This is a genomic window from Flavobacteriales bacterium, from assembly GCA_016124845.1.
Lineage (GTDB): Bacteria > Bacteroidota > Bacteroidia > UBA10329 > UBA10329 > UBA10329.
Genome location: WGMW01000039.1, coordinates 1 through 14,291 on the forward strand (window position 1 = coordinate 1; position 14,291 = coordinate 14,291).

A 14,291-nucleotide genomic window follows, 5' to 3' on the forward strand; every position below is an offset into this window, starting at 1 on the left:
GTGTGTTTGGTAATGATGTGGCCGGCCAGTTCGAGCATCTGGTCGGGATTTGTGGGTACTACTACCCTGACATTTTTACGTGCCATGATTTCTACATTTTAATGAAACTGAACGAAGGATAAATCCTCGGCAAGGAACTTCCTTGCGCCAGTTTAAACGTCAGGATGTTGAAGATCCGTATGTAGCTTGTGAAAATTTCAGCATAAAAACCCGATATTTTGTTCAATGGATTGATTATCAATCAACTAAAATTCAACATGTATGCCCGAATGTTCAACATTCCATTTCAGATGTTGAACATTGGAAAACCAAAGTCGGACATTGGTATTCAATTGTTGAAGATGTGGATTCTCAGCGGGTGCCTCCCATTTTCAATGTGCAGCATTGGTAATGCAGACCAGGACTTTGGAATACCGACCTTGCACATCGGTATTCGCAACCGCTACTCCGATATTCCAAGGTTGTGGTCCAAACGCAAATGTTCAATATCGGTATTCCGATCCGCTACTTTGGTCTTTCAAACTCCTGCATTGGTATTGCCATGCGGCACGTTGGAATACCCAAGAGGTCTGTGGAAATACTAATGTTGGGGACATAATAAAAAGTCAAGCGCGGCATAATTAACCGCGCTTGAGCTTAATTGTCACCAAGCAAGTTTGTATCGAGATTTAACCCGCTCAAGTTCTTTATGAACTTCTCCATAATTATGTGGCGCTGACACTCGCTTTCTTGCTGCCAAATCAATACAAAAGCAATGTTCGGCTGAAACCCGATATTCTTCATCTTGATAATGAGCGATCAACAACTCTTTAAGAAAGAAAGCTGCCAGTTTTCTTCTTGATTCATTGAGCAATGCGTCTTTATAAATAAGAACACAGGCTCCACCAATGATTTTCTCACCATCTGATTCCGCTTTAAAGATGTAATCTGGATTCATGACAATTTTAAAATCATCTATAACCAAGAAGCGTCTTCCTCTTTTAGAGGGAACCGCTTTCTTATTTTGGAGCACACCAAAATTGATTGGACTTAGCCGAACAAACTCATCAATTGCATTGATGTTTGCGTTTACCCTACCTTTCGCCTTGCCTTGCTTGGTAACTAACTCTGCTTTCAAGTCGTTTATTTTTATCAACGCAGATGAATGGTTACCGTTCCTTAGTGAACTTCTCATTGCTCCAGACGCAGCAGAATAGTACGGTGGAAACCCATTTGTATTATACTCTGGATGTTTTTGGCGAAGCACGGCTTGTTCCAAGGTATTTGGACTCAATGTATCAACACGCAATAGGTCTTTGTAATCTACTGTGTATGCCACACCGGCTCTTGATTCACCTATCGAAGGAGCAATAGCGGATGAGCTTATTGCGAACCCTTCGACTTCTTCTGTATTCCTGCTTTTTAATTCAGCTTCCTTTAGCTGACTTTGTTTAATTCTATAATGGTCTTTAGACGCCATTTTGATGTAATTAGATTATACACTTCTTCGGAATACCAATATTTTCAACCTCGAGTGAATCCGATCCAATCGGATAATTTCTCTGGTATTTGAATACAATTCTCGAAGAGCCCCACCAGCCAAAGGATTCGGAGGTTATTAAAAACCAGCTAGTGAAAAAAATAAGGACAGTTGGTCAAAATTGTTTGGCAGTCAATTATCCGCCTTATACTTTAGACCCCTGAAAGCTTTATGACATAAGGGTGGAAAGCCCTTACTGATATTTACCCGGCCAAAGGAAATTATTGCTTTCAGGAAGGCTCTTACTGTCGGTGGGAGCCTTTATTTATTTTGTTTTTCCTTGTAATGACTTTGTTCGGTTCAAATTTCGAGTGAAAACCCAACCATGTCAACTCTAAAGAATCAACAATCGGCCATAGTTCTTAACATCGGCTTCATTTCAGTCACGTTGATAAAAAAGGAAAACGCCTAAAACCCTTGCTATTACAGCATTTGCGCTTTTCGATAGTTACTATTATCGCAAAGAGATTGCGTAATGTGACAGAGAATTCATGATAAATTCATGAAGATTCGTTTATAAGAGGTGCTTATCGTCTAATATCAGTTACTGTTCTATTTTATCCATAGATTGATACCGAAGTTTTTACTTTTTCATCTATTCGAACAAATCCTCCATTAAGGTAATCCACTGAACATATTGCATGGGTCGCTGAATTACCTTTAGCCCATGCGCTCCCTCCTACTCACCGTCCTTTTGGGTTGCTCGCAGTTGGTCCAGGCCCAATGGCAATGGGATTCGCTGCCACCCAACATCTATCCCGATAGTCTGCATGCCCCCTTCATCTTGGGCGTGGCCTCCAACGAACCTTCGGCCAATGAGGTGAGCATTTGGAGCTTTGCCCAGCCACCGGGCGGCCTGGTGAACTATGAGATGGCCACCGATTCGCTGTTCTCCAACATGGTTACAAGCGGGCAGTTGCTTTCAGCCGATACGGGCGGGTTCACGGTTCAGACCCGCATTGGCGGCCTGCAACCCGACACGTATTACTGGTACCGCTTTTCGCAGAACGGCCAGTTTTCGGTCACGGGAAGAACACGCACCCTCCCCACCCAGACCGACCGCCTGAGGTTTGCGGTCACCTCGTGCAGCAGCGTCTGGTCGGGTTACTTCAACGCCTACAGGCGCATGGCGCAGCGCACCGACCTGAACGCGGTGATCCACCTCGGAGATTTCATCTACGACTTTGTGGACCCCGATGAACGCGAACGCGTGCCTGTTCCCGAACCCATTGACGTTGCCTGCGGGTTGGACGAAAGGCGCAAACGCTATTTCTACTACATGCTCGACCCCGACCAGCGCTTGGTACGGCAACAGCATCCGTTCATTCAGATATGGGACAACCATGACGTGGAACTTTCCGAGACGCCATCTGGAAGGTCCACCTGCTACGATGCCTTCAGGGAATGGACGGCCATGCCGGTGTTCGATACGCAGGATTCGGCACGCCTTTACCGCAAGATAAGCCTTGGGCCGCTGGCCGATCTTTTTATGATCGATACCGACCATCAGTTCATTGAAGATAGCATTGCTCCCAATGAGACCAGTTATTTGGGTACGGAGCAGTTCAACTGGCTGCTGAACGAACTCGACCAATCCACGGCCAAATGGAAACTGGTGGCCAACCAGAAGATGTTCGCACCTTTTTCCATTCAGGGGTTGGAACAGTTCATCCCCAATGCTCCTACTGACGGACATCTCACAAACTCAGCGTGGGATGGGCATCCGCTTGAACGCCAAATGCTGTTGCAACACTTGGCCGATAACCAGATAGATAACGTGATGCTGCTTTCGGGCGACATGCATTTCTCCCTCAACTCCGACCTTCCGATAGACCCGTTTGATTCGCTGAGCTATGACCCGGAGACCGGAGGGGGTTCCATGGCGGTGGAATTCCTTCCTACCAGCATCAGTCGTGGCAACTTGGACGAGAAACCGGGTATTGATTCGGCCACGGCCGCATTCTTTGCCATGATTACGGACAATATCAACCCGCATCACATATACACGCAACTTACAGAGAACGGCTATGGCATCATCGACCTGAACTCGGACAGCATCACAGCCGACATCTGGTTCAGCAAGATCCGTTGGTACACGGAAATGGAGGAGCTTGCCTCGCACATGGTACTGAAGGATGGCGAGAACCATTGGAGCCGCAATTCTCCCAATGGCATTGCCGAAAAGGAAATGACCTCGTTACAAACATTGGTCTATCCCAATCCTGCCACAGACCAAGTGACGCTTGAGTGTCTTAACCCCGAACGCCTCACTTACACCATCACTATCATGGATGCCAGCGGACGACCTGTCCGAACGCTTCCCATGCAAGGATCAAGAATGCAGGTGAACACTTCCTTGTGGCCAAGTGGCATGTACTTCTATCATCTTACTGCTAACGGCAGGAACAGTAACTATCGACAGGCAACAGGCAGGTTTGTGGTTGAACATCACTAATTCTTCGCTCCTATTTATATTCGCCTGAGTATGAGATGTCAACTGTTGACGATTTTATTGTTTGTATCCAATTTGCTCAGCGGGCAAACAATCGACTCGAAGAAAGCACTTGAAGACCTTCGGTTATTAAAGCATTCGATTGAGATCTACAACCCAGCACTTTCTCATTACACACCTGATTTTGGCGCTCAGGCAGATGACTTACTTCAGGAAATTGGTTCTGCTGAGCTGAGTGCTGAAGAGTATTTTCAATTTGTCAGTCGATTATGCGCCTTAAGCAATGAAGGACACTTCTTGATGGGCAGCTGGAGCGATACTGTTCATTCAGGTTTTCTTCAGAACAGATTCCGCTATCTGCCACTGTCCATTAAAATTGCTTCGGATGGCGTGATTGTTTGGAGCGATTACTCAAATGAACAGCAACTGAAGCGTGGTGACCGCATCATCGCCATCAATGGGTTGGCGATGGACAGCATCCTCAATGCGATTTGGATCTGCTTACCGACCGATGGAAGAATTACAACCTACGCAGATAGAAATATCGAACTTGGATTCTCATGGATGTATTACCTATTGGTGGATCAACCTGACAAATTCACCTTCAGTATTGGTACTGAAGAGATGTCCGCCCGTAGTGTGACATTATCGGCCATTAACCGCGATCAACAGCAAGACAACTATAAAAGGTACTGCACAATACAGGCACAGACTGATGAACCGGAATCATTTTACGTACTGCGTTTCGATGGTACTACAGCGTATCTCAAGTTTCCAACATTTGACCGAGGCGAAATGGAGAAATACCACATCCAGCCTAAAAAGTTGTATGCCGAGTTATTTAGAGAATTTAGGGAGAAACATATCACGAATCTCGTATTGGATCTTCGAGGAAATACAGGAGGCAGAAATGAGTTTGCGGATGCTATGGTGCCATACATCCTGAAACACAACCACGATGTAAAACTGTTGAAGACCACTGTTTCGTGGAGTGGCAAAAAGAAGACATACAAACTCCCTAAAGTATCAAAGTGGTTGTTTGACGGAAGTATCTATGTTCTTGTAGATGGTAGAACTTATTCCGCGGGAAGTACACTTGCCCGTTACTTGAAAGAGTTTGGCCAAGCCACCATAATTGGCGAAGAGACCGGAACACGATATGAAGGTTTTGCCGCAGGTTCCACGCAGTATGTCAGACTTACCAATTCAGGAATCCGGATAGGCATACCACGCTATCTCATTCAGTTTCCACCATCCACGGTTCAGCCAACCTCTAATCAAGGTGTACTACCCGATTATCCTGTAAAATACACTGCAACGGACCTCTTGGACCAAAGAGATTTACATATTATGGAAGCGAAAAGGCTGATCGGTATGTGAAGGTCTGAATGGTAAGTCACACTTTGGTTGTCTTACTTTTACCCAAAACCCACAACCATGGTCAGATTTATTGAAGAAGTGATCGGCAAGTTCGGAGGACGGTACTTCGGCAGCGAACAGGAGAAACAGGCGCAACTGCATACCAAAGACATTCTGGACCAATACTGCCACACTACTGAACTGATGCCGTTCGAATCGGCATTGGAGGCGCATTTCCAATCATTGAAGTGGTTCTGTCTGGTGTATGTGTTGGCCTTAGTGGTATTTCATTATACGGTAACGGGTGCGGCCATTATTGCCGTGCTCAATGCCGTTTTCTTCATTGGGCATTTCGTTACTTACCGCCATTGGCTCGATTTCCTCTTTCCGAAAAAGACCTCGCACAACGTCATCGGCAATATTGAACCACTGGATGAAGTGCGTTCCACGCTCATTATCGCAGGCCATATCGATAGTGTGAAGGAGTTCAAATGGTGGTACCGACTGAAGCATGCGGGTGCCGTGCTTTCCGTGGTGGCGGGTGTTCTCTTCCCGCTACAGGCGGTATTCCTCATTGTGGCTTCCTTTTTCGGTGGCGAATGGACCACCTACGGTTGGTGGTTCTTCGTGGTGGCCTCTCCTATCCTACTCGTCTATTTCGACATGCATGGCAAAGAGGTGGTGCATGGCGCCAACGACAACCTGACGGGCGTGGCCATGACCGTGGAAATGGCCAAGGTCTTCTCCGATCAGAAACTGCAACACACCCGCATCCGCTGCATCAGTTTCGGTTCGGAAGAGGCCGGACTACGTGGGGCGTTCGCCTACGGCAAGATGCATAAACAACAGTTGTTGGATGAGAACGCGCTGCTGATCAACATAGACACCATCAAGGATCTGGAGCATTTGGCCATCGGTACGCGAGAGACGAACACGCTTGTGACCTTCGATGCGGAGCATATTGCCCAGATGGAACGCTCCTTTGATGCCATGGGCGTTGCGGTGAAGAAACTTCCTATTGATGTGGGCGCGTCCGATGCCTCTGCCTTCCGTATTCTCGGACTGCCAGCCTTGAGCATCATCGGTATGCGCACCGATACCCTTGACCCTACCTACCACACCCGCCTCGATAACCTCGAATACCTTGATGGTACGGCCATGGAGGCCATGAAGAAGGTGCTGGTGCATTTCGTACAGGAGTGGGATGAGGAACGGAAGACCACAACCGAATGAAGGATCCCTCGATCTTTCGGTTTTCTGAATAAATGGATTGATTTCAATCATTTCTTCCAATATCGAAAGTCAACGTTTTAGGTTATGCGTCATTGCATCTTCGTGGCATTCAACACATAAAGACATGAACAATCGATTGCACTCTTTGGTAAACCTGCCGCTGGCAGGTTTTCTTATGCTGGCCCTGTCAATTACTGGTTGCAACCAGAACGACAAGGACGACCCGACCACGCGACAACCACTTATTACGGCCATCATTATCAGCGGAGGCAACCCTGTTGAAATAACCACTTTCGGTGTAACGGTGATGGATCCGGCCAATTCGGGTCAGCCAATTTTGGATGCGGTGGTGAAAGTAAATGCCCTCAACCTTGCGGGTACAGGAGATGGCACCTACACCTACGTAGATACCGATACTCCGATTGCTGCCGGTGGTATTGTGGCGCTTTCCGTCAATGTGGATGGAGAAGACTACGGTGTGTCGAGCGTGATGCCCGAAGATGGCCATGACAGTTATTTGGAGATACCGAGTGCTTACGCAGGTTCCTCCTTACATATTGCAAATAATCCTTGAGTATTGAACAGAGGAATTGACTTCAATCATTTCTTCCAATAGCCCAAGTCAACGTTTTAGGTTATGCATCAAAGCATCTTCGTGGTGTAAAACATTGGATCATGAAAATCAAATCACTCTCTTTGGTAAACCTTCCGCTTGTAGGTTTTCTAATTCTGACCCTATCAATTGCTGGTTGCAACAAGGATGACAAGGATGACAAGGATGACCCGACCACTGGTCAGCCACTTATCACGGCCATCATTCTAAGTGGAGGAAATCCTATTGACATCTCTACCTATACTGTTTCGGTTGTTGACCCGTCCAGATCAGGTCAAGGAATTTTGGATGCCGTTGTAACGGTGAATGCGATAGTTCTTTCGGGCAATGGAAGTGGCGGTTACTCGTACGTTGATCACGATACTCCCATTCAGGAAGGAGGAACTGTGGCGCTTTCCGTCAGTGTAAACGGAACAGCCTATACCGCCACGGGTACAATGCCGGCCAACGGTCAATCTTCAGATCTGGCAATAGATGGGGCTTACACCGGATCTACGTTGCATATTGAGAACAACCCTTGACCTGAGGATAGAAGTATCATGTGGTTTTCGTCTTTGGTCGGTTAAAAACTTTCGAATCCGTCAATTAACACCTTTAAGGGAAGAAATACCTTTGCCCCGACCATTAGACTCAACCAGATGGATATTTTCGAACGGATAAAACACAACCGTGGCCCATTGGGCGAACACGCCAAGGATGCACACGGATACTTCACCTTCCCGAAGCTGGAGGGCGAGATAAGCAATAGAATGATGTTCAACGGCAAGGAGCGCCTTGTATGGAGTTTGAACAATTACCTCGGACTGGCCAACCACCCGGAAGTGCGCAAGGCAGATGCCGATGCGGCCAAGGAATGGGGCATGGCCTACCCGATGGGCGCGCGGATGATGAGCGGCCAGACCAAATACCACGAGCAGTTGGAGCAGGAACTGGCCAAGTTCGTGATGAAGGAAGATGCGTACCTGCTCAACTTCGGTTATCAGGGAATGGTGTCTGCCATCGACTCGCTGGTAACGCGCCACGATGTGATCGTGTATGATTCGGATTCGCACGCGTGTATTTTGGATGGCGTGCGTCTGCACATGGGCAAACGTTTCGTGTATCCGCACAATAATGTGGAGAACCTGGAGAAGCAATTGCAACGCGCCACCAAATTGGCCAACGAGCAAGGCGGTGGTATTCTCGTAATCACCGAAGGGGTTTTCGGTATGACCGGAACGCAGGGGCGATTGAAAGAGATCGTGGAACTGAAGAAGAAATACGATTTCCGTCTGTTTGTGGATGATGCACACGGTTTCGGCACACAGGGAAAGACCGGTGCCGGAACGGGTGAACAGCAAGGTTGCCAGGATGGCATCGACATCTACTTCGGAACCTTCGCCAAGAGTATGGCCAGCATTGGTGGTTTTGTGGCCGGTAATGCGGATGTGATCGATTACCTACGGTATAACATGCGTTCGCAGATCTTTGCCAAGAGTCTGCCCATTCCGATCGTTATCGGAGCGTTGAAGCGTTTGGAGCTTCTTCGAACCAAGCCTGAATTGAAAGGCCAGCTTTGGAAGATCGTTGATGCGTTACAGGACGGACTGAAAAAGGCCGGTTTCGATATTGGCAATACCGAATCATGCGTAACGCCCGTTTATCTCAACGGAACGATTCCAGAAGCTACCGCTTTGATTGTGGATGTGCGTGAGAACTACGATATCTTCTGTTCCATGGTGGTCTACCCCGTGGTTCCAAAGGGAATCATCCTGCTGCGTTTGATCCCTACAGCCGTACACACCATGGAAGATGTGAACTACACCATTGAGGTGTTCAGCAAGATCCGTCAGAACCTGACCGCTGGCAAATATCAGGTGGATAAGATCTCCACAACCGTTTAATTGCATCCCATGCTGAAGATCCTTATCCCAACCGATTTCTCGATACTGGCGCGAAAGGCGGCCGAGTATGCCGTTTCGCTGTCGGCCAATCTTGATGCAGTATATATTCTTCTGCATTGCGATAATGTGCCGCGTCCCTCCTATTCGTTCGTCAATCGTTTGGATGAGATTCTGAGGGAAGAAGCAATGAAAACCACGACCGAACTGGCTGATTCCATCCGTCATTCAACGGGCATTGAGGCCAAGATTACCTGCGATTTCACGTATGGCGACCCGATCGAAGTGTTGGAAACATACAGCAAGGAGCATGATGTGGACCTGATCGTGATGGGCACCAAGGGTGAGACCGTGGTCAAGAACCGCCTGTTCGGTTCCGTGGCATCAGGTGTATTGGAGCACATCTCCTGCCCTACCATCTTTGTGCCTTCGCAGGCAGAAACCAACAAACCGGAGAATATTGCCTTTGCCACCGACCTCGCCAACTTGGATGACGAGATCGGTGAACTCATCTCCTTCGCGCAGTTCTTCAACGCTACCATCCACGTGGTGCATGTCTACCCGGATATGATCGATCCGAGTACGTTCGATGAGGAAGCGACCAAACTGGAACTGATCGCCAGTACTGATTACCCGAACATCACGTTCAATGCGGTGATGGATTCAGACATCATCTCAGGTCTCGACAGTTTTGTGGAATCCGACAGACCGGACATGGTGGCCATGTTCACGTACAAAACAGGCGTGCTGGAATACCTCTTCGATACCAGCTACACCGAAAAGATGAGCATGCACAGCAAAACGCCTTTGCTGATCATGCGGAAGAAGTGATTCAAAGTCGTCAACTTTCAAAAAGTTGACGACTTCCCGTCAAAAAGGAAACTCCTTCGCTTCTGGTGCTTCACCGATCACAAACCGAAGTGCCTGCTTCTGAATGCTGAACGTAGCAGGTGTTTGTCCGACATATTCGCCATCTGCTTCTACGGGACCAACGCCACCGATCTTCTCCACCTCCAATCTCTCGGTTCGGAATGCCTTGATCTTCGGGTTTTTGAAAATGGTTCCAGCACGCATCTTCGGGTAATCTTTCAGCACCGTCAGCTTCGACATGTCATCAAAGGTGGTCACATCAAAAATGCCATCGGCCGGGTCGGCAAACGGGGCTGGGATCATTCCTCCACCGTTGTAACGGCAGATGGCGATGCTCATGTTCATCAGTTTCCGTTGTTCCGTGCGTCCATTGTACTTCAAAACGAATTCAGGAACCTTGAACCCCAAAAGCCCTTTGAATACGATATAATCGTAAAACCACTTCCCTTGCAGCAGGCTTGAACTTTTGCGTGCTTCCGTAATAAGGACCGCACACATTGCCTCGTATGCCAATCCCGCAATGTTCACGAAATAATGACGCGCTGGTTTTCCCTTCTTCATCAGGTCGATGATGCCGACATCGTGCTTGAAAACAAGTCCTTTATTGATAGTGGCAACCCAATCTTTCGGATTGTCTGGAACCTTGAAGAACCGACACCAATCATTGCCTGTCCCGCTCGGATAGTGTGCCAACAGCACTTCCTCAGGAGAACAGGCCGTCTGCGTCATCAGGCCGTTCACAGCTGCACTCAATGAACCATCACCACCATACGAAGCAATCTTCCGATAACCCTCGTGGCAGGCGCGTTCCATCAACTGCTCAATATGTCCGTTGTATTCAGATGACCAGACAATGGGGTCGAAACCGACCTTTACCATGGCCTGATGGATCTTGGACCATTTGATACCACCCTTTCCATCTGCAGATTGGGGGTTGATGATGAAAAGCCAGCGGTCTTTCATTGTAGGTTGAACAGGACATCAATTCTACGAAAGAAACCTTCAAAGTCGTCAACTTTTGGAAAGTTGACGACCGTATGAAGTTAAATTCGCAGCATGCGCATCGCACTCATTCATTATCGGTTGTTGCAGAACGGAGGTCTGGAAACATGCCTGTTCAATTATCTGGAGGAATTTAGACAGCGAGGCCATGAAGTGACTCTGATCGTATCTAAAATCGATCCGGATGTCACCATACATCCCGATATTAAGATTGAGCACGTGAACCTCAAGCGTGTTCCGAAGCCACTACGGATGTATTTCTTTGACCGAGCTTTGGCGAAGATCATTCCCGCAGGAAACTTTGACATTTCCCTTTCTCTTGGTAGAACGTCCAATCAAGACATCGTGATATGCCCTGGTAACCACCTTGGCTATCTGATGGCCATGAACAAGAAATTCTGGTCTCCTGTGGATCGACTGAACATCTACCTTGACCGAAAAGCATTCCGTAAAAGCAAGATCATACTTGCTGTATCGGAGATGATGAAAGAGGAACTGATTGAACTTTATGGGGTCTCACCAAAGAAGATAGAAGTGTTAATATCCCCGACAGATACTTCTCGTTTCAATGGTTCGGGGAAATTGAGAAAGCAAGATATTCGAAACAAATACGGTTTCAGCGAGGACAAAAAGTCGTTGCTGTTCTTGACCACGGGAAATGAGCGAAAGGGCTATCCGTTCTTACTAAAATTGATGGAAAAGCTCATTTCTGAACCTATTGAACTCATTGTGGCAGGGGTTAAACCAATGAATTCAAATCTACCGAACGTCAACTACGTTGGTTATTCGCAACAGCCAGAAGAACTGCTGTTGGCGGCCGATGCCCTTATTCATCCTGCTTTGTACGAGCCTTTCGGGTTGGTTGTCACCGAATCCATCCAATGCGGAACGCCCGTGCTGATCTCCGATATGGTGGGTGCCAAAGAGATCGTTTCCCCTGATGTTGGACGTGTTGTAAAAGGATTTGCAATGGATGACTGGAAGAATGCTGTTCATGAAATTCTGAACACGGATTTCAACATTCCAACAGACTTTGCTGAACAGCATGGCTTGACGGTGCAGCAGCATTGCGAACGAATTGTCCGATTAGCTGAAAGCATAATAGAATAGGATGACCTTTAAGATTTTTGAAACCTTGAAGGTCTGAGAGGATTCTACCAAACTTTATTCGGGCGGCTGTCCATTTCAAAGATCAGTTCGCCACCGCGTGTGATATCCGAGTGGTGCAGGAACGGTTCCTCCAATCGCTGCCCGTTCAGATAGGCAGCTTTGATGTACTTGTTCCGCTTCGAAAGGTTCTTGGCAAGAATGGTGAATTGGATGGATGGATCATTCGGATTCGGGTGGATGACCGCTTTCTCGAACAAGGGTGTTCCAATGGCATACACATCGGTTCCTGGCGTGACAGGATAAAATCCGAGCGAACTGAAAATGTACCACGCGCTCATCTGTCCGCAATCATCGTCTCCGTTCAGTCCGAAAGGCTGGTTGTGGTATTTCGTCTTTCGGAAATGCGCAACTCTTTTCTGGGTCTTCCAAGCAGCATCGGCATAATCGTACAAATAACTGTAGTGATGTCCTGGCTCGTTCTCGTGGATGTAACGGAATATTCCACCGAAACCTTTGTCAAGCCTTTTCACAAACGCATCCTTCCCTCCCATCAGATCGATCATCCCTGGCACATCCTGCATCACGCAGAAAAGATAGGTCCACGGACCGCCTTCGGTGAAACCCCACTTGCGATGCTCATTCCATGAACCATCCGCATTGCGAGGTGCCATGAACTTGGTTTCGGGATTGTAGAGATTCTGATAGAACTTGCTCCGCTGCATGAAATAGTCGTGATCTTCGGTTTTCCCGACCGCTTTGGCCACCTGCGCCACGCAGAAATCATCATAGGCCGATTCAAGCGTTCGCGACACGGATTCGCTTGTCTTGTCCACAGGGATGTAACCAAGCTTCTTGTACCAGTAAAGGCCCGAACGTGCTTCGTAAGAGGTCCACGGTGCGCGGTCTCGCCAATCTTTCACACTATCACCATCAGGTGGAACCATGGCATCCTTCCAAACCGCAGCGTAGGCCGTGTCTAAATTGAACCCACGGAAACCTTTCACCACTGCGTCTGCCACAACTGCATCCGCGTGGGTTCCGATCATGATGTTCGTGTAGGTCGGGTTCGGCCATTTGGGCATGTAACCACCCTGCTGATACATCTGCAAAAGCGCTCGCACCATGCCGTCCACACGTTCGGGTGCAATAATGGTCAGAAGCGGATGCTGCGCGCGGAACGTGTCCCAAAGCGAAAAGTCATTGTAGCTGTCCCCATCGTGCACCGCATCGTCAAACGCGCTGTAGTATTGGCCGTATTCCGAAGTGTTTCTCGGAAACAGCAGACTGTGATACATGGACGTGTAGAAAATATCGAGCGCGTCTTCATCCGCACCTTCCACTTCAATGCGGTTCAAATGGTCATTCCAAACTTTTTTACATTCCTGCTCCACCCGTTCAAAATCAAAATCGGGAATCTCCTTTGCCAGATTATCGCGTGCCTGATCTATGCTGATAAATGAACTACCGACCTTGAATTTCACCTCTTTCTCGTCCGCGAAGCGAAGCCAAACGCCCACGTTCTTTCCTTCAATCTGAACCGAATCATTGTAAATCTCGCCACCATTCCACGTTCCGTAGGAAGTGATCTTGCGATCGATCTTGATGCAGAAATATCCTTTGAAGCCTGGCACTTCAGGCCCTGTGATGGCCGAATTCCGATCGGCATTCCAACCGATGATCTCGCCATTTTCGGCATCCACTTTTATCCAACCGTCAAACGCTGGGTTCTGGGTCGCTTCAATAATGACGAAACCATCCTCATCATTCGGGAAGTTGAAGCGCAGCAGACCGCATCGCTCGGTAGCCGTCATCTCGGCCTTCACAATTCCCTGTTTTGCCTTGAGGTCGACCGAATAGAAATAGGGCGTTGAGGTTTCGTGTTTGTGAGAGAATCGCAGTCTGCGCTCGTCTGAGAGTGTTTTCACCTCACCAAATCCAGGCATGAGGCCGACATAGCCGTAATCGCCCATCCATTTGGCGGGTTTGTGCGACCCTCGGAAACCGATGATATGTCGGTCGCCATAGTAGTACGAAAGCTCGTTGATGCGGCTGTTGCGCGTCTGCGGTGTCCAATGCGTCATTCCGAAGGGAGGCGTTACAAATGGCGTGGTGCGGCCATGAAGGAGCAGGATCTGTTTGGTTCCCATCAGCGGATTCACGCGGTCAACAGCATCTGTCTGCGCGTTTGCAAACAATGCTTCCAGAAGCAACAGCACGAAAATGATGGAGTGAAAAATCATGCGTGACGTTGAG

11 protein-coding genes are annotated in these 14,291 nt (G+C 48.1%); 8 read left to right on the plus strand and 3 right to left on the minus strand.

Going from position 1 to position 14,291, the window contains the following annotated elements; all coding sequences use genetic code 11:
• Positions 1 to 643: 643 nt before the first annotated feature.
• Entirely contained in the window at positions 644 to 1,459 is an 816-nt protein-coding gene (locus GC178_14000) for a hypothetical protein (protein MBI1288678.1), read from the minus strand.
• A gap of 727 nt (positions 1,460 to 2,186) precedes the next feature.
• Between GC178_14000 and GC178_14005 the strand changes: the two genes are divergently transcribed.
• From GC178_14005 to GC178_14035, 7 genes are all read left to right on the plus strand, one after another.
• Positions 2,187 to 3,974 (plus strand): T9SS type A sorting domain-containing protein, encoded by a 1,788-nt coding sequence (locus GC178_14005; GenBank protein MBI1288679.1) that lies wholly within the window; start codon positions 2,187 to 2,189, stop codon positions 3,972 to 3,974.
• Positions 3,975 to 4,004: 30 nt separating this feature from the next.
• Entirely contained in the window at positions 4,005 to 5,351 is a 1,347-nt protein-coding gene (locus GC178_14010) for a hypothetical protein (protein ID MBI1288680.1), read from the plus strand.
• 57 nt (positions 5,352 to 5,408) lie between these two features.
• Positions 5,409 to 6,563 (plus strand): M20/M25/M40 family metallo-hydrolase, encoded by a 1,155-nt coding sequence (locus GC178_14015; protein ID MBI1288681.1) that lies wholly within the window; start codon positions 5,409 to 5,411, stop codon positions 6,561 to 6,563.
• 124 nt (positions 6,564 to 6,687) lie between these two features.
• Positions 6,688 to 7,137 (plus strand): hypothetical protein, encoded by a 450-nt coding sequence (locus GC178_14020; protein MBI1288682.1) that lies wholly within the window; start codon positions 6,688 to 6,690, stop codon positions 7,135 to 7,137.
• Between the two features lie 101 nt (positions 7,138 to 7,238).
• On the plus strand, positions 7,239 to 7,697 hold the full coding sequence (locus tag GC178_14025) for a hypothetical protein (protein MBI1288683.1): 459 nt from the start codon (positions 7,239 to 7,241) through the stop codon (positions 7,695 to 7,697).
• Positions 7,698 to 7,814: 117 nt separating this feature from the next.
• Entirely contained in the window at positions 7,815 to 9,059 is a 1,245-nt protein-coding gene (locus tag GC178_14030; GenBank protein ID MBI1288684.1) for an aminotransferase class I/II-fold pyridoxal phosphate-dependent enzyme, read from the plus strand.
• Between the two features lie 9 nt (positions 9,060 to 9,068).
• Positions 9,069 to 9,887, plus strand: coding sequence for a hypothetical protein (locus tag GC178_14035; GenBank protein ID MBI1288685.1), 819 nt, complete (start codon positions 9,069 to 9,071; stop codon positions 9,885 to 9,887).
• A 39-nt stretch (positions 9,888 to 9,926) separates the two neighbouring features.
• Here GC178_14035 and GC178_14040 read toward each other — a convergent pair whose 3' ends face one another.
• Entirely contained in the window at positions 9,927 to 10,889 is a 963-nt protein-coding gene (locus GC178_14040) for a hypothetical protein (GenBank protein MBI1288686.1), read from the minus strand.
• Positions 10,890 to 10,982: 93 nt separating this feature from the next.
• On the opposite strand from GC178_14040, the gene GC178_14045 reads away from it, so the two are divergent.
• A complete protein-coding gene (locus tag GC178_14045; protein MBI1288687.1) occupies positions 10,983 to 12,038 on the plus strand; it encodes a glycosyltransferase in 1,056 nt (351 codons plus the stop codon).
• Positions 12,039 to 12,082: 44 nt separating this feature from the next.
• Here the strand turns inward: GC178_14045 and GC178_14050 are convergent, their stop codons facing one another.
• Positions 12,083 to 14,278, minus strand: a complete 2,196-nt coding sequence (locus GC178_14050) for a glycoside hydrolase family 92 protein (protein ID MBI1288688.1) — start codon at positions 14,276 to 14,278, stop codon at positions 12,083 to 12,085.
• Between the last annotated feature and the right edge of the window lie 13 nt (positions 14,279 to 14,291).